16 protein-coding genes are annotated in these 15,524 nt (G+C 56.6%); 8 read left to right on the forward strand and 8 right to left on the reverse strand.

The window, feature by feature from the left end:
* Positions 1 to 32: 32 nt before the first annotated feature.
* Positions 33 to 653 (reverse strand): pyridoxamine 5'-phosphate oxidase, encoded by a 621-nt coding sequence (pdxH, locus tag GAO09_RS16130; protein ID WP_153355036.1) that lies wholly within the window; start codon positions 651 to 653, stop codon positions 33 to 35.
* Positions 654 to 714: 61 nt separating this feature from the next.
* Between pdxH and GAO09_RS16135 the strand changes: the two genes are divergently transcribed.
* The 4 genes from GAO09_RS16135 to GAO09_RS16150 all read left to right on the forward strand — a co-directional run bounded on the left by GAO09_RS16135 (position 715) and on the right by GAO09_RS16150 (position 4,232).
* Positions 715 to 1,161 carry an RT0821/Lpp0805 family surface protein gene (locus tag GAO09_RS16135; RefSeq protein WP_235938214.1) on the forward strand — a complete coding sequence of 149 codons (447 nt, stop codon included), beginning with the start codon at positions 715 to 717 and terminating at the stop codon, positions 1,159 to 1,161.
* A 236-nt stretch (positions 1,162 to 1,397) separates the two neighbouring features.
* Positions 1,398 to 2,648, forward strand: coding sequence for a DnaJ C-terminal domain-containing protein (locus tag GAO09_RS16140; protein ID WP_153355219.1), 1,251 nt, complete (start codon positions 1,398 to 1,400; stop codon positions 2,646 to 2,648).
* Positions 2,649 to 2,799: 151 nt separating this feature from the next.
* Positions 2,800 to 3,618, forward strand: coding sequence for an enoyl-ACP reductase FabI (gene fabI, locus GAO09_RS16145; RefSeq protein WP_153355038.1), 819 nt, complete (start codon positions 2,800 to 2,802; stop codon positions 3,616 to 3,618).
* A gap of 23 nt (positions 3,619 to 3,641) precedes the next feature.
* Positions 3,642 to 4,232, forward strand: coding sequence for a histidine phosphatase family protein (locus tag GAO09_RS16150; protein ID WP_153355039.1), 591 nt, complete (start codon positions 3,642 to 3,644; stop codon positions 4,230 to 4,232).
* Positions 4,233 to 4,445: 213 nt separating this feature from the next.
* Here GAO09_RS16150 and GAO09_RS16155 read toward each other — a convergent pair whose 3' ends face one another.
* From GAO09_RS16155 to GAO09_RS16165, 3 genes are all read right to left on the reverse strand, one after another.
* Complete coding sequence (locus tag GAO09_RS16155) at positions 4,446 to 5,951, reverse strand: hypothetical protein (protein ID WP_153355040.1); 1,506 nt, start codon at positions 5,949 to 5,951, stop codon at positions 4,446 to 4,448.
* 1,042 nt (positions 5,952 to 6,993) lie between these two features.
* A complete protein-coding gene (gene comJ, locus GAO09_RS16160) occupies positions 6,994 to 7,482 on the reverse strand; it encodes a competence protein ComJ (protein WP_209018734.1) in 489 nt (162 codons plus the stop codon).
* A 38-nt stretch (positions 7,483 to 7,520) separates the two neighbouring features.
* Entirely contained in the window at positions 7,521 to 8,462 is a 942-nt protein-coding gene (locus GAO09_RS16165) for a hypothetical protein (RefSeq protein ID WP_153355042.1), read from the reverse strand.
* Positions 8,463 to 8,875: 413 nt separating this feature from the next.
* Here GAO09_RS16165 and GAO09_RS16170 point away from each other — a divergent pair, with 413 nt between their 5' ends.
* The 4 genes from GAO09_RS16170 to GAO09_RS16185 all read left to right on the forward strand — a co-directional run bounded on the left by GAO09_RS16170 (position 8,876) and on the right by GAO09_RS16185 (position 12,929).
* On the forward strand, positions 8,876 to 9,664 hold the full coding sequence (locus GAO09_RS16170) for an alpha/beta fold hydrolase (RefSeq protein WP_324185433.1): 789 nt from the start codon (positions 8,876 to 8,878) through the stop codon (positions 9,662 to 9,664).
* A complete protein-coding gene (locus GAO09_RS16175; RefSeq protein ID WP_324185432.1) occupies positions 9,591 to 10,778 on the forward strand; it encodes a PAS domain-containing sensor histidine kinase in 1,188 nt (395 codons plus the stop codon). Before GAO09_RS16170 ends, GAO09_RS16175 begins: the two co-directional genes overlap by 74 nt.
* A gap of 140 nt (positions 10,779 to 10,918) precedes the next feature.
* Entirely contained in the window at positions 10,919 to 11,422 is a 504-nt protein-coding gene (locus GAO09_RS16180; RefSeq protein ID WP_153355043.1) for a DUF2199 domain-containing protein, read from the forward strand.
* A 259-nt stretch (positions 11,423 to 11,681) separates the two neighbouring features.
* On the forward strand, positions 11,682 to 12,929 hold the full coding sequence (locus GAO09_RS16185) for a GAF domain-containing sensor histidine kinase (RefSeq protein ID WP_153355044.1): 1,248 nt from the start codon (positions 11,682 to 11,684) through the stop codon (positions 12,927 to 12,929).
* Between the two features lie 141 nt (positions 12,930 to 13,070).
* Here the strand turns inward: GAO09_RS16185 and GAO09_RS16190 are convergent, their stop codons facing one another.
* The 4 genes from GAO09_RS16190 to GAO09_RS16205 all read right to left on the reverse strand — a co-directional run bounded on the left by GAO09_RS16190 (position 13,071) and on the right by GAO09_RS16205 (position 15,232).
* The gene (locus tag GAO09_RS16190; RefSeq protein ID WP_153355045.1) at positions 13,071 to 13,817 is read right to left on the reverse strand and encodes an SDR family oxidoreductase; all 747 of its coding nucleotides are present in this window, start codon (positions 13,815 to 13,817) and stop codon (positions 13,071 to 13,073) included.
* A 54-nt stretch (positions 13,818 to 13,871) separates the two neighbouring features.
* Complete coding sequence (locus GAO09_RS16195) at positions 13,872 to 14,213, reverse strand: MarR family winged helix-turn-helix transcriptional regulator (protein ID WP_235938216.1); 342 nt, start codon at positions 14,211 to 14,213, stop codon at positions 13,872 to 13,874.
* Between the two features lie 262 nt (positions 14,214 to 14,475).
* Positions 14,476 to 14,814: a hypothetical protein gene (locus tag GAO09_RS16200; protein ID WP_153355047.1), complete on the reverse strand. Its 339-nt coding sequence runs from the start codon at positions 14,812 to 14,814 to the stop codon at positions 14,476 to 14,478.
* Positions 14,815 to 14,992: 178 nt separating this feature from the next.
* The gene (locus GAO09_RS16205) at positions 14,993 to 15,232 is read right to left on the reverse strand and encodes a hypothetical protein (RefSeq protein ID WP_153355048.1); all 240 of its coding nucleotides are present in this window, start codon (positions 15,230 to 15,232) and stop codon (positions 14,993 to 14,995) included.
* Positions 15,233 to 15,524 lie beyond the last annotated feature (292 nt).

The following is a 15,524-nucleotide window of genomic DNA, read 5'->3' on the forward strand; positions in this document are numbered from 1 at the left end:
CCCAGCCGGTCAAAACCGGCAGAGCGCACCCATCACGGATACATCCGCACCTTTTGCCAATCACCCTCGGGCGCGTCGCGGCGGAATTCCACGCGGTCGTGAAGCCTGAAGGGGCGGTCGTGCCAGAATTCGATAGAGACCGGCTTTATGCGGAAACCCGACCAGTGCGGCGGACGCGGGATTTCGCCGATGGCATAACGGGCGGTATATTCGGCCACCGACTTTTCCAGCGCGAACCGGCCTTCCAGCGGCCGCGACTGTTTTGAGGCCCAGGCGCCGATGCGGCTGCCGCGTGGGCGCGTCGCATAATATTCGTCGGCTTCCTGATCGGTCACGACCTCCACTTCACCGCGCAGACGCACCTGCCGGCGCAGCGATTTCCAGTGAAACACCATGGCCGCCTTTTTTTGGCCGAGAAGTTCACGCCCTTTCTGGCTTTCGAAATTCGTGTAGAAGACGAAACCTCGTTCGTCATAACCCTTCAACAGAACCATGCGCACATTCGGCAGACCCGATTCGTCCACTGTTGCAACCGCAACGGCGTTCGGATCGTTGATCTCGGAAGCCGTGGCATCCTTTAACCAAGCGCCGAAGAGCGAAAATGGTTCATTTTCCTCGGTGAAGTCACCGGATGTTAACTCAACTTCTGTCATATTGACGAAAATGCTCCCGATATATGAAGTGCATCCGAAACAGTTTCGAAGTGGACGCAAGTTGGCATTGATAGCAAAGACAGAGAGCCGCACAAGCCAGACGCGCGCGTTTGCGGCAAGAGGTTTCGCTATCGCAGCCGTGATTGCCACCCTTTCGGGATGCACCAGCTCGCTCGACCTGTTCGGTGGCGACAAGGTTGATCGCATGTCGACGGGCACAATACAGGCCAAGCGCAACCCGACCACCATGTCCGACGAAGTCACCGTACAGAACGCCGTATCCTCGGCCGACCTGACCAAGGTTTCGATGTCGCCGCTTCCCTGGGCCAATACCTCGACCGGCAGCGCCGGCGTTGTGTCCTCCATTCGCGAAGGCCGCAATCAGGGTCATGTCTGCCGTGACTTTATCACCACGCGCCATTCCTTTGAAGGTATTGCGCAATTTAACGGTCAGACCTGCATGACCAATTCCGGAGACTGGATGCTGACCGCCTTCGACCGTCAGTAAAATCCGCCGGTAAAAATACCTTCTCCCGATACAATAACGTCTTCCGGTAACCTTTTAGAACGGTTGCCGTTTACCTTGATTTTCAACCTCTCTTTAGAGGTTCCTCTGGTAGCGTCTTGCCATTACGCAGACGCCTGACCGGACATGAGGAACCGACGGCGCCCTGCAAGAGTTTCCTGTCTCGGGGGTCCAGAATGATCGCGGACCCGCCGCCCAAGCGTAACCGGTGGTGCAAGATGCGCGATCCCTATTCAGTCCTCGGCGTGAAACGCAACGCGGACGCCGACGAAATCAAGGCCGCATGGCGGACGAAGGCGAAATCCGTCCATCCGGACCATAACCTCGATGATCCGAGCGCGACCGGCCGTTTTGCCGAAGTCGGGCAGGCCTACGACGTGTTGAAAGATCCGGACAAACGCCGCCGCTACGACAAGGCCGCCGACATGCACCAGACCATCATGCAGCAGCGCGAATCCGCCCGTCAGGCGGAAGAACGCGCCAAGGCAGCCCGTGCCAACGCCGAAAAGGTGATGGAGGAACTGGCGCGCGCCAATGCGCAGCGCGCCCAGAACCAGAGCCAGACCCAGGCGAAGGCACAATCTCAGGCCCAGTCTCAATCTCAGGCTCAGGCCCAGACACAGTCCGCCGGCGAAGATGCCGAGGACATGATCGAGCGCATTTTCGGCTCCGGCGACGAGGCCGCCGATGCCGCCCGCGAAAAGGCGGCTACGCAGGCCAGGGCAAAGGCCCAGCAGCAGGCACAGGCACAACAGCAGGCGCAAGCCAAGGCGGAGGCAAGGCCTGAACAGAATACCGGCAGCACCAGCGATGCGACGGAAACCGCAGATGACAACGCTGCTAGAACCGATGCCAAAACCGATACAAAGACAGACACCGCGCCAAGGCCGCCGCTACCCATGCAGGCAGTCGAACTGGTAGCAGCCCTAGTTCGCCGCTGGCGTGGCGTGGCCCCGGAAAAAGCACCGGACCTGACGGCGGAAGTGATCGTCACGCTCGACGACCTGATCGCCCAGAATACCGTGCCGATGCACCTTGCAGACGAACGTGACGTACGCCTGCCGCTCGAAGCCGGCATGACCGATGGCCATGTCGTGCGCATGAAGGGACAGGGCATCAAGATGCCCTCCCCCATCGCCCGTGGCGATCTGGTCGTCACCGTGCGTGTCGCCCGACACGAGCGTTTCCGTCTGGAAGGGTTCGATCTCCACACCGTTTTAGCCATTTCACTGGAAGATGCCGTGCTCGGCACCGAGACGGAAGTGGAAACGCCGGGTGGAAAAGTGCCGGTCACGGTGCCGGCATGGTCGGGCTCGGACCGCAGCATTTCGCTTGACGGCCTCGGCCTTGCCGATGGCGCCGGCGGACGCGGTGCGCTGGTGGTAGAATTACGGGTTGTCCTGTGGGAAAAGCCGGACGAGAAGGTGACCGACCTGATGAAACACATGCGCCACGGCCTGTATGTATGAAGCTTTTGCAACGGTTTTCCTCGTTGCGCACCCTTTGTTACGGTCTCTAACAGGAGATGATCTGCCGCAAGCTTGAACCACCGGTCCGCCTATGCCATAGGCAAAAGACTATTTGGGCGGGTATCCGCCATTGCAGTTCAGGGGACTATTCATGGTTCAGGCTACCGGCCTCATGGCAGGCAAACGCGGCGTCATCTTCGGCGTCGCCAATAACCGCTCGATCGCATGGGGCATTGCCAAGGCCATTCACGCACAGGGCGGCGAGATCGCTCTGACCTGGCAGGGTGATGCGCTGAAGAAGCGCGTCGAGCCGCTGGCCACCGAAATCGGCGCCTTCATGGCCGGCCACTGTGACGTGACCGACGAAGCTTCGATCGACGAAGTCTTCGCCAATGTCGAGAAGAAGTGGGGCAAGATCGACTTCATCGTTCACGCCATCGGCTTTTCCGACAAGGACGAGCTGACCGGCCGTTACGTCGATACCTCTGCCGACAATTTTGCCAAGACGATGCAGATCTCGGTCTATTCCTTCACCTCGATCGCACGCCGCGCCGAAAAGCTGATGACCGATGGCGGCTCGATGCTGACCCTCACCTATTACGGTGCCGAAAAGGTCATGCCGAACTACAACGTCATGGGCGTTGCCAAGGCAGCACTCGAAGCCAGCGTCAAGTATCTCGCTGTCGACCTCGGCCCGAAGAACATCCGCGTCAACGCCATTTCAGCCGGCCCGATCAAGACGCTGGCCGCATCCGGCATCGGCGATTTCCGCTATATTCTCAAGTGGAACGAATATAACGCACCGCTGCGCCGCACCGTCACCATCGAGGAAGTCGGTGATGTCGGCCTCTACATGCTCTCCGACCTGTCGCGCTCCGTGACCGGCGAAGTGCATCACGCCGACAGCGGCTACCACACGATCGGCATGAAGGCGGTCGACGCGCCTGACATCTCGGTCATCAAGGACTGACTACTTTATAAAGGCATGCCGCATTGCTGATTTATGTCATTCGCCACGGCCAGACCGACTGGAACGCCGAGGGCCGGCTTCAGGGCCAGAAGGATATCGATCTCAATGATTATGGTCGCTCACAGGCGACCGCCAACGGCGAGGAACTCAGCGGCCTGATCGATGATCGGGTCGCCGAATTCGACTTCGTGTCGAGCCCGATGGCCCGCACGCGCGAGACCATGGAACTGGCTCGCAAGGCCATGGGCCTGCCCCCCAAGGACTACCGCACCGACGAGCGCCTTCGCGAACTTTCCTTCGGAGACTGGGAAGGGTTTACGCTGAAAGAAGTGCGCCAGAGCGAGCCGGAACGGCTTGCCGCCCGCAAGGCCGAAAAATGGGGTTTCATTCCCCCCGGCGACGACGCGGAAAGTTATGAAATCCTCTCATGGCGGGTTGGCGCATGGCTGCAATCGGTGACGCAGCCGACCGTCTGCGTCTGCCACGGCGGCGTTATCCGCACGCTGTTTCGTCTTGTCGGCGATATGCCGGAGGATGATGCCGCGAGCATCCCGATCCCGCAGGACCGGATCCTGCTGATCAACCGGGAACTGGAGCAGATCAGCTGGATTTGAGTGTGCGTAAGGCACGCCAGGGCAGCAGACTGACGGCCTTCGGCTGCCATGATCGCTATCGGCCTCTACAAGCTCAACCGGCTAACGCTCAGGACCGATAAGGTGCGATCCCCGTCCCGCATTGGTCGAATTTCCGCTTTCGGCGACGGCATCTCTCCCGAACGAGGCCAGCACCTTCGGGAGAGACTTGCCACAACAAGCGAATAGAGCACTCTATTTTCCGACAAGGGGCACGTTGTCCGTCGAGAACAGATGACTGGTCGATGTTGGAGGCGGAGTAGGACTTCCCTGCGTCGGAGCCAGATTATGACAGCCAAAACAGCCATTCTGATGTGCCGGCTTTATGTCTGGCCCTAGTTTCTGATGGTAGGTTTCCATCGTCGTATTGGCGAGAAACAAGGAGCCGACCTGCTGACTTTTGTCGGTCGGTTCGGCAGGTATCGAGCCGTTGCGGGTCCACACCGATCCAATCTGAATATAGTTGGAGCGAACGTCCTTTCCGGTTGGCGTATTGGCGAGCATGTAGTCGATATTGGCATTCAACGTGAAAATCTGCGTGTTGTTGTTGGCTGACGCGGGCTCAGGCAAACTCCCCCACGGGTTCACACGGTAGCTGTTGTTCGGACCAACGACGTTTCCCGCGGTTGCGACGACGTTGCCATCGCCGTCGACTGTCATTTGCGGCACCAGCGCCCCATCCTGCGAGCCGTTGGGCTGCATGAAATTCCACTGACCGGCAGAGTTATAGGGAAAAGGAATGGCCGGTGGTTCAATCGGCTGGTTGAGCGGCGGCATAAACGACAGATAGTAGGTATTGTTCGGTGCATTTGATTTGTGTTCGAAGGTTGCCCAGACCATTTCCGGGTGCCCCTGGACCGTTCCAACGACATGCATGCCGACCAATGCAAGCTGTTTGGTGACAGTGGCAGGCGTACCGATTGTCCATTTGGCTGCGCCTACATCACCCTGGTAATTGGGTACATCGGCGGTAATGGTGACATAGTCCGTCACGCTGCCATTGACTTTCGCGGCATCGATCCAGGACGTCTTGATCTCCATCGTCAGCGCATCGGCGTCTTTTAAGGAGGCACCTTTGCTGGCCACGTAGGTCAGCAGCGCATTCAGATCAGCCGCGGAATTCGGGAATTCCGAGGTTTCCGGCAAAGCGCCATTGATAACGGCGGTGTTGAACCATGCATAAACGTCATTGGCATGAACGGCATAATAGACAAGCGAGCCGTTCAGCGACATGAGCGCATCGTTGCCACCGGCCTGGCCCCCCGGCTGAATATTCTCGGCCACCAGACCTTTCACCACCATGTTATTGACGGTCGAGCGAAACGCGGTCATCTCGCCGGATTTGTCGCTTCTCAAAAATCCGGTGTCGTCGCCCTGGATATAGATGCCTTGTCCCTGTGTGTTGAAGTTGACGTTATAGATTTGCGGAGATGTTATCGTGATCCCGCTGCCGGATGGGGATGTCAGCCAGAGAAACATCTGCTGACCCCATTTATAGAAGTCGCATTTGGTATTGTTCTGGGGGAATGCCAGGCTGTTGGCGAAAACGATCGGGCCATCCTTGCTGATTTTGTTGTTTGCAAACCAGCCTTGAAATTCTGCAGGCCCGATGGAACAGCTCGCAGCCGGGTTATACTGAGCATGCGCAGTGCCGCTTAAGGCGAGAATGGCAGACGATAGAATCAACATCTTTGCAGACATTGGAACCTCCAAAATGAGAGAAAATCTACCGGAGGTTGTTTAGCAAGAAATCGACACAGCTGTAAGTGATTTTCTACTCAAGGTAGCATTTTCGTTACCTCACCAACCACGCACCTGTGTGAATGGCTGTTTTGGGTCACCCGCCATCCTGCAGCCTCGCGACGGAGACAGGGTGGCAAAAACCTCTCCTTCCTTTGTCGGTGCAAGTGCGGCCGGCAAGCGCCGCCTTTACACCGGTCTCGCAAACCGGATCTTTGCGATCAAACGCAATGAAAAGCGGATCGCGTGAGGCGGCGGCCTTGGCCAAACGCGCTGGCTGCGCCCCAGACCGACCTGACCGCAAGATTGCAGGCACTGAGACTACGGAATCATCCAGAGGTGCGCTTTATCGTCGGCAGCCAAGTCATGCTTACTAAGTCATGCTCGCCAATTCAGGATTGTCTCATGCTGCGTAGGCTTCTGGCCACTTTGCTTTCGCCCCTATGGGCGCCGATATACACTGCCGTTTTTCCAGTCTGGTTGTCCTGGGGCAGCCCGCCGGCCTCGCTATTTTTCCTTGTTTGCCTGATCGCGGTGCCACTTGATGGCAAAATACATGCCGGTGCCGAGCACGATAATCTTGAGCGGAAAGAAGACCAAGGGGAACCAGTCTACCCAATTCGTCATGTCGATATTTCCAGGCTGTTAATTGACACTTGTCTATCGTGACAGCCCTATCCCAAAATTGCCGAATGCAATATCGGCCATGTTGACGCAGATCATGACAGCCCGTCACAAGCGCTCAGCAGGTCGAGCCTTCCACGGGCAAATGTCCATTTCCCACCCCCTCGCCCGTCAACGCCCGAACGTCATTGAAAGCATAATGAACCTCATCGCCGATGGTGTGGGTAAAGCATGCACTTGGAAAGAGGTGTCGCTGCTTCGGCGCCAAGCGGAAGACCGCCGTCGGCCCAAAGCGGTCATCGGTTGTCGCAAAAATCGAGCGCAAAGCTGTGACTTTTGCGACAGGGCTTATCGACGAGATTTGGGGAACGGCGATCGATCACGAGGCCGGTTGGGCTTCCAGATCAATCGGCAACGATGTGTCCATGGCATCATCCGCTTTGCAAATCTCGAAGACGGGGTCATCGTGTTTAACGAATCTTAGTCGGACGGCGCAGTCATAGGGCTGGTCATCATCAACGCCGGCCGGCAGCAGATCGAATAATAGCTGATATTTTACACCGTTTGGCACCGAAATGTTTATCTCTTCAGTGATTGAGCCAACGACAGTCAAGCTTCCTTTGCCAACCTCGAAGGGCGCCATGATCGTCCTTCGAGGCTCGCCGAGAAGTGTCGTTGGGTCAGTACCCTGAAGCACTTCCACAAGACACATATCACCATCAGGCACACGGAAAGAGACGCTCTTGGCACGCCAGGAGAACCCTTGCGAAACGTGGCGCGGCCGCCATTCGTTGAAGGGACTATCGACATCGGGGTCGAATACCGCGACTTGCTGGTTGCTAACAAAAAGTCGAAATTTCTCAGCCACTCTACCTCCAACTGGTAGATTTCTCCAAATCCACCCGACTATGCACAAGGACACGCGAAGCGCATCCATCTATCCCCGTTGTAGCGAAGCACCTCGTCATATCCGAACGACCAGAGCACATCGTCCACCACCTGCAGGCGATGAGCGCCGCGGATGCCGGGCAATAGGCCAGTGTCGACCTTGGACAGGCGACCCTCCGACGAATTATATAGTGAGGTCGCCGAACTCAGCCAGACCTGTCCGCGAAACAGCGCGACGGAGAGGAATTCCTCGTCGCATTCGAGATCGCCTGCCTGCGTGAAGCCGGTTGTGGCATTGCCCCTAAGCAGGGCGCCATTTCGGCCGCATACCCAAACGGTTCCATCCTGATCCGCTTCGATTGCATTCAGCCATTCGCCCGAAGGGTTGAACGCGGTCATCCACATATCGCCATTGTAGGAAGCGCGGGAATAGATACGACCCTCACCCCCCATTCTGGTAACGGCATAGAACATTCCGCCGGACAAGCACATGCCGGTTATATCGTAGTCATCGCCGGGCGCGCCTACGATCCCCTGGTCGAAATGCTCCCATGTCGCCGGCGCTGTACGCCGGTAGATCTGGCCAGCATAACCGTAGGCGTATAGCTCTCCGCCGAGTTGGCGGATACCGCCGACATATCCGAGCTTCAGCGATGTCGGCTTGGAGAGACCAGCATCGGGGATATCCTCGATGACGCGATTCTCGAGGTGAAACCAGACCTTTCCCTCTTCCGAAATGCAGACGAAGGCCGGCCGATCCATCGCTTCAGAGCGGAAGCTGCAGACATCGACGAAAACGTCGTTGAAATCCTCCAGCCCCCATTCCGCCTCGGACCGGGCATCGTCGAGGACGATGATCTTGGTCGGCGAATCGAATGGATCGCTTTCCCCGACGTAGGCAAGGAACATCGCCAGATCCGAATATTTGGCATATCCACTGCGGAAACGTATCCGGCTCATCACCTGACCTCACTTCCAACCACGCTTGCGCTTCGACCGAAAAGCCTTTCTGGCATATCGGCAGGATGCGCGAAAGTCGCAGAAGGCCGGATCTGGTCTACGCCGGGTTTCCGCTTCGGAACAAGTCAGGCTCTCGTCTTTTCGCAAAAGTCCCAGTTGGAGCGACACGTGTTTTCCTTACTTTTGCGACATCGCAGACTAGGGAGTTTCGGGAAGCCCGCAATGTCTCCTATTAGCGCGTACCGGGAAGACGCCTACCGGCCCAAACCGGTCATTAGAAATCTTACAGTCAGTATTCATGCTCTCGCGGACACGCGGCTGTAAGTAGACGACCGCATCGAGGTGACATAAGGTGCCAACACTTTCCATCCGTCGGGCAAGAGGTGGCGAGAAACCTCTTGTTGGAAAGCACAGTGTCGTCGCTCAGTAGAAACAACGTCAAGGTATCCGGCTCGGGTAGTCGCACCATACTTTTCGCGCACGGATTTGGCTGCGATCAGGCGATGTGGCGGTTCGTCGCCCCGCATTTCGAAAAGACTTTCAAGGTCGTCTCCATGGACCATGTCGGTGCAGGCGGCTCCGATCTCGACGCATATGACAGCGAAAAATACGCATCCCTCGATGGCTATGCATCGGATATCGTCGAAATCGCTCGCGAACTTGGCATCCAAAACGGGATATTCGTGGGACATTCAGTGAGCGCCATGATCGGCGTTCTTGCGTCTCTCAAAGCGCCGGAAATCTTCGACACGCTGATCATGGTCGGTCCGTCGCCGCGTTACATAGACGATGGGGACTATGTCGGCGGCTTTGGTGCTTCCGACATCGAGGAGTTGCTCGCATCCTTCGCCGACAATCCGCTTGCATGGTCGGCCGCCATGGCACCGACCATCATGGGAAACCAGGAGCGGCCTGAACTCGGCCAGGAGCTTACTCAGAGTTTCTGCCGCACCGATCCGCGGATCGCACATGAGTTCGCCCGCGCGACCTTCACCTCCGACAACCGGGCCGACCTGCCGAAAGTCACGGCGCGGACGCTGATCCTCCAATGCCGCGACGACATCATCGCGGGGGAGAATGTCGGCGAATATGTCAGGCAGAATATCGACGGCAGCACGCTCGTTCTTCTTGACGCCACAGGCCATTGCCCCAACCTTAGCGCTCCAGCCGAGGTTACCAGGGCAATCAAAGATTTTGGCTGAAGACCGGATAACGGGACAGAAATTGGACGTAGATTACAAGCAACTATTCGACGACGCGCCTTGCGGCCATTTGCTGGTGAGCGCCGACGGCATCATCCTACGGGCGAACACTTGGCTTACCGACCTGCTGGGCTATCCTATAGGTGGCATTGACGGCAAACGCCTGCGAGACATCTTCGGCATGTCCGGACGGATACTTTACGAGACCAACCTCGCGCCGCTCCTTCGGCTTCAACGGACGATCAGCGAAGTCACCCTCGACCTCAAGCGAAGCGATGGAACAGCAATCCCGGTCATCATGGGCGCCTCCATGGTCGCCGATCCGTCCGGGCTTCCACACATGACGCGCATTGCTTTCCTTCAGGCGGGCGAACGCCGCCTCTATGAACGTGAACTTCTCAGCGCCCGCGATGATGCCGAACAGGGCTTGAGGCAACAACAAGCCCATGGTGAACTCAGGGAGCAATTCATTGCCGTCCTCGGCCATGACCTTCGAAATCCGCTTGGGTCTATGTCGGCAGCCACGCGCATGCTGGCCAAAGAAACTCTCAGCGACCGTGGACGGCAGGTTATCGGGTTGATGCAGGGCAGTGTGCTCAGGATGTCCGGGCTCATCGATAACGTTCTGGATTTCGCGCGCGCTCGCCTTGGCAGTGGCATCGGCCTCGATCTGCAGACGCATGAATCGCTTGAACCGCTGATCGATCAGGTCGTGCAGGAACTGAGAGCGTCGAGCCCGGACCATCAGGTGCAGACGTCCTATGCGATCACGCATCCGGTGCGATGCGATGTTTCGAAAATCGGGCAGATTGCCTCCAATTTGCTTGGAAATGCGCTTTCGCATGGCGACCCTGCCCAGCCCATACGCGTGCATGCAGAGACAACGACAAGCGGAGAGTTCCGACTTTGGGTGGCGAACGGTGGATCGCCCATCGCGCAAGACGCACTGACCAAATTATTCGACCCGTTCGTTCGCGGCCAGTCCGGAGGGTACAGAGAGGGTCTAGGTCTTGGCCTTTACATTGCGCATGAGATCGCAAAAGCGCATGGCGGCACCTTGACCGTGACATCCACAGAGAACGAAACGCGTTTCATCTTTGAGATGCCGCGCTGATAGCAGCGTCACCCTTTTGATCCAAAGTGAATGCCGATCTCTGCAATCGGCGATAGGCGGAAGACCGTTTTTTGCCCGAAGCGGTCATTGTTCGTCAAGCAAGCCGATGCCATAACAGTTGCTCGCGTGCAGGGGGGAATATGAGAGACCACTTCATTTGTTCGGTATGTGGCATCCGACATGAGGGATTGATCACCGATCGTGCCTACAAACTTCCTGATGATGTGTGGAGCATTCCTGAGGCAGAGAGATCGCAAAAAGCAAAATTCGACAGCGATCTTTGCCAGTTGGGCGAAAGATTTTTCATGCGATGCGTTCTGCGCGTACCATTTTCTGATTGCTCTGGTGCGTTCGGCTGGGGAGTATGGGCGGAGGTCGATTGGCCTACCTTCGAGCGATATCTGGACCTTTACGAAGTGGACGGTTCAGCAGAGCCTGCACATAGGGGTCTTCTGGCGAACGAAATTCCCGGTTATCCGCAGTCCCTGGGCAAAGGTGTTCTAATCAATTTTGGAACCGCGTCTAAGCGCCCCACCATCTGCCTCACCAGCGAGGATGATAGCCAACTTGCGGAGGAGCAGCGCCGGGGAATGGACCATACTCGGCACCTTGAGATCATAGCTTCTATCGAGGCAGCTAACTGACTGGACGCGCCAAGTGGGCAATAGTACGCGGGTGTTAACACGTCAGCATTCGGCCCGACGCGGACATGAAACGAACCTGACTGCCGGCAGCAAAAACTGCAGGAATCGGGATTACTGCACCGCCTTCAGCCACAGGGCCTCAAAGACCTCCCATTCCACAATTCAATATTATCTGATTTGGATTTGAGAAAATCAGGCGTCTCGCACGCGAATAATTCCTCTGCTAAAGGAGGTACAGGACAGACTTGGCTTTAGGGATATGAGTTTAGAACAGGAAAATTTTGTAGATGTCATCCGCCAGATTCCGGCGGTGCCTTCAATTCTCGATGTGGTTTGTAGAGCAACGGGCATGGGCTTCGCTGCTGTCGCGCGTGTTACCAACGATAGATGGATCGCCTGCGAAGTGCTCGACAACATCGATTTCGGACTGAAACCGGGCGGCGAACTACGCATAGAAACCACCATCTGCAACGAGATACGTGACAGCCGTGACGCTGTGGTCATCGATCATGTTGCCGAAGATGCGGCATTTTGTGGCCACCATACGCCCGCGATGTACGGCTTTCAAAGCTACATCTCGATGCCTATCATTCTGGCTGATGGGAGTTTTTTCGGAACGCTTTGCGCTATCGATCCGCGACTGATGAAATTGAACACGCCGGAAACCGTAGGCATGTTCAAACTCTTTGCCGAACTAATCGCCGTGCATATCGACGCAAGGTCGAAAATGCTTTCATCCCAGCAGAATCTAGCGGACGAAAGAGAAAAACGGGAAGCCTCGCAAGACGAACTGGCTCTAGCGCAAAACGAGCTTATGGACGAGCGCACTGCCTCGGAACTGCGAGAACAATTCATCGCAGTTTTAGGCCATGACTTGCGAAATCCTCTTGCTGCTATCAGCGGCGGAACAAGCTTGCTCCTCAGGCGGACAGAGGACGAAAAATCGAAAACGATCCTGCTCATGATGACGGCAAGCGTTCAGCGTATGAGCGGACTGATTGAAAACGTTATGGATTTTGCCCGTGGTCGCCTTGGTGGCGGACTGACCCTCACCAAGGAAAACAAATCCCCCGAGACGATCATTGCTACGGTGATCGATGAAATCAGCTCGGCATGGCCTAATCGCAAAATCGAAAGAATCTTCGATCTCGATCACTCTTTTGATGGCGATCACGCGCGGCTCGGCCAACTTCTTTCTAATCTACTGGGCAACGCGATTACCCATGGGGCGGAAGATCAGCCTATCCGCGTGAAAGCCGCCACCAGCGAACAAGGATTTACACTATCCGTTTCGAATGGAGGGGCGCAAATTCCTCGAGAAACATTAGAACGCCTATTCCAACCGTTTCAGCGTGGGGAAGGCCGTTCCAGCCTTCAAGGACTTGGGCTAGGTCTGTTTATCGCCTCGGAAATCGCAAGAGCGCATGGCGGAACATTGGAAGTCATGTCTGACGATACGGAAACTCGCTTCACATTAAACGTGTTGGGGGATGGGTCTTCGCACTAATCGGCTAAATTCCAGAATGGCAGGTTGTCTGATCCAAAACCGCTTTTGGCGCATTGTTGCCGTTGTCGCCTTTCGGCACGAAGGAGACATTGAGATGCGGAACTCCGGTCGGCTCCGCATCTGATCATCGCAGGACGCGTGTCACCAACTTTTTAGCACAAGCTCGCCAGAGGGAGCGCAAGCGTAGAACCCTGCCGTGGGCCCATATGCGTGAGTCGTTGCAAGTGCAACGGCAGGACGCGCACCTTCTTCAGGCGAATGACCCGGTCCGTTGCCCGTCATGTCGGTCGATGTCAGGCCCGGGTCTACCGCGTTCACCTTGATCCCGTAGCGATCCAGCTCCTTCGCGAGCTTGACGGTCAACATGTTCAGCGCAGTCTTGGAAGCGCAGTATCCGCCGAAACCGACAGTCCATGTTTCGCTGCGCATGTCCAGAGCATCCGTCAACGAACTCAGACCGCTGCTCATCATCACGATCCGGGCAGCCTTCGATTTGCGCAGCAATGGCAAGAAGGCTTGAGTGACACGCATCACCCCGAATACGTTGGTGTCGAACATCCGCTGCATCTCGTCGATGGACTCCTCGGCAAGCGAGGGCGGCGGACCGAACATGAGCCCGGCGTTGTTGACCAGAACGTCGAGACGGCCCACTTCGCTCTCGATGGTGTTGGCGGCGTTGGAAACGCTCGCACCGTCAGTAACATCGAGCAGCACGGCATGCGCGTCGATCCCCCTGTCGCGCAGCTCGCGCGCTGCCACCTCACACCGTGAAATGTCCCGGCAACCCAGCCAGACCGTGTGTCCGGCTGTGCCAAGCTGCCGCGCGATGGCGAGGCCGATGCCCTTGTTTGCTCCGGTGACGAGTGCGATGGGCGATGTCTGGATCATGATGGGGTCCCTGATCGTTTCGATGGCAGAGACATACTACGAAGTTCGTAATATTCAATCGTCGTATTCTGAAATCTGCTGGGTTAGCCGCAGGAATTCGGTTTGGTCAACGGGATCGAGAGCCTGAAGCATTGCTTTGCAGGAGGCTCGATATCCATCGACATAGCCTGCAACCGCTTGGCTCCCCTTGTTCGTGATCGTCAGGGCGACCGACCTGCGGTTCGCCTCTGGCCGATGCCGTTCAATCATGTCGCGACGTACCAGCCGGTCGGCCGAAGACGACATCGTCGTCAGCGCCACCTGAAGGTGCCGGGCAACATCCCCGAGGTTACACTCGGGATGGTCATCGATGAAAAGGAGCGCCTGAATGTCGAGGGCATTGAGCGCGTTTTGCATGACCGCCGCTGCCTCCGCGACCTTGAAACGGCGGGTAAAGCGCTCGAAGGCGATAGCGAGTTTTTCGATTTGTTCGGGCGTAGGTTCTGTCATTCCTGGTATTAAGCATTTCCGCTCAAAGGACGTAAGCCGCGCGAACTAGAATAGGTACTCTGTGGATTTTCGCGACGGTTGCAATTGGTGCACAGCGGAAGTCCGCAATCGGCCACGCGCGGTCATCCGCCGCCTGGGCATTGTCCTTATCGGCGCAGCCCCCATGAAGTCAGGTCACCAACGGCATGATATCCACGCCATCGCCGGGAAAGACGGTGATATGGGGATGATCCTGGAAAATCGCCGCAGCGGCCTCTGCGGTTTCAGCCTCGACCACTAGATATCCGCAGATGGGATTTGCAGCGTCAGCAATTCCGGTTTTGGTGATGCGTGTTGTCTTCCCCACCATGCCGCCATGATCAACGATATACGCGGCGTTTGTTTCCAGCCACTCCGCCCATTGTTTGACGCCGAGTGTATCGATGGCGTCCTGCTCGGATTTGGGCAGGCTTCGAAAAGATGCGAAATCCTCCTGCTTCATAGTGTAAACCGCGAGGAAACGGGGCATGGGCCAGCTCACTACTCTTCGATGATCACTAGCTTACACGTATCGCGCCTAAAGCATCAGAGGAATTACCTTGAGGTGCACGACTGAATATCCGCAATTGGGGGCAACTCAGCGCGAAGCGGAAGACGTCAGTCGGCAGTCGGCAGTCGGAAGTCGGCCCAAAGCGGACTTTCTTTGATCATGCGATTGCAAACAATGTAACGAAAAGAACTGTCCAAGGGATCAATCCGATCCACCCAGCCATTGGGGCTTGGCACATAAAGCCACCGTTTTCGCCACGCTTGAACCCTGCCCAGTTGAAATCCGTCTCGTTCGATGAAACCTGTTCAACTCGCACGTTTCCTAGAGAGATGATTGGGAGCAATATCCGCGCAGTCGTGTATCCAATGACTTCAAGAACAAAATCTACAACCAACATGATAGTTCCCTCGTGGTAGACGGATAGAATATTGGGATCCAGTGTCGATGCTACAACCTAAGATTTTCCAATAATGAGAGCTCCGCGCTGCGTCGCACGGAATGACTGCTGTTGGCGCGAAGTGGAAGACGGCAGTCGGCCCGAAGCGGTCATACACCTCCGCTTTATAGAAGATGCACGTTTCGCCAAAATAGATCGTATCCGTCGCGTCAATCCTAAGATAGTGAAGGCACGCTCTCTGGGTAGGGAAGTCCGGTATATCGGGCAACAAACCATCGCTCATCCAAGCCTA

This window comes from Endobacterium cereale (assembly GCF_009617585.1).
GTDB lineage: Bacteria > Pseudomonadota > Alphaproteobacteria > Rhizobiales > Rhizobiaceae > Neorhizobium > Neorhizobium cereale.

Coding starts and splice junctions, on each gene's coding strand:
- GAO09_RS16165 (WP_153355042.1), bottom strand. CDS start 8,462: ATGAGCCGGATACGTTTCCGCAGTGGATATGCCAAATATTCGGATCTG.
- GAO09_RS16195 (WP_235938216.1), bottom strand. CDS start 14,213: ATGCAAAACGCGCTCAATGCCCTCGACATTCAGGCGCTCCTTTTCATC.
- GAO09_RS16155 (WP_153355040.1), bottom strand. CDS start 5,951: ATGTCTGCAAAGATGTTGATTCTATCGTCTGCCATTCTCGCCTTAAGC.
- GAO09_RS16205 (WP_153355048.1), bottom strand. CDS start 15,232: ATGTTGGTTGTAGATTTTGTTCTTGAAGTCATTGGATACACGACTGCG.
- fabI (WP_153355038.1), top strand. CDS start 2,800: ATGGTTCAGGCTACCGGCCTCATGGCAGGCAAACGCGGCGTCATCTTC.
- GAO09_RS16190 (WP_153355045.1), bottom strand. CDS start 13,817: ATGATCCAGACATCGCCCATCGCACTCGTCACCGGAGCAAACAAGGGC.
- pdxH (WP_153355036.1), bottom strand. CDS start 653: ATGACAGAAGTTGAGTTAACATCCGGTGACTTCACCGAGGAAAATGAA.
- GAO09_RS16200 (WP_153355047.1), bottom strand. CDS start 14,814: ATGCCCCGTTTCCTCGCGGTTTACACTATGAAGCAGGAGGATTTCGCA.
- GAO09_RS16185 (WP_153355044.1), top strand. CDS start 11,682: ATGAGTTTAGAACAGGAAAATTTTGTAGATGTCATCCGCCAGATTCCG.
- GAO09_RS16140 (WP_153355219.1), top strand. CDS start 1,398: ATGCGCGATCCCTATTCAGTCCTCGGCGTGAAACGCAACGCGGACGCC.
- GAO09_RS16180 (WP_153355043.1), top strand. CDS start 10,919: ATGAGAGACCACTTCATTTGTTCGGTATGTGGCATCCGACATGAGGGA.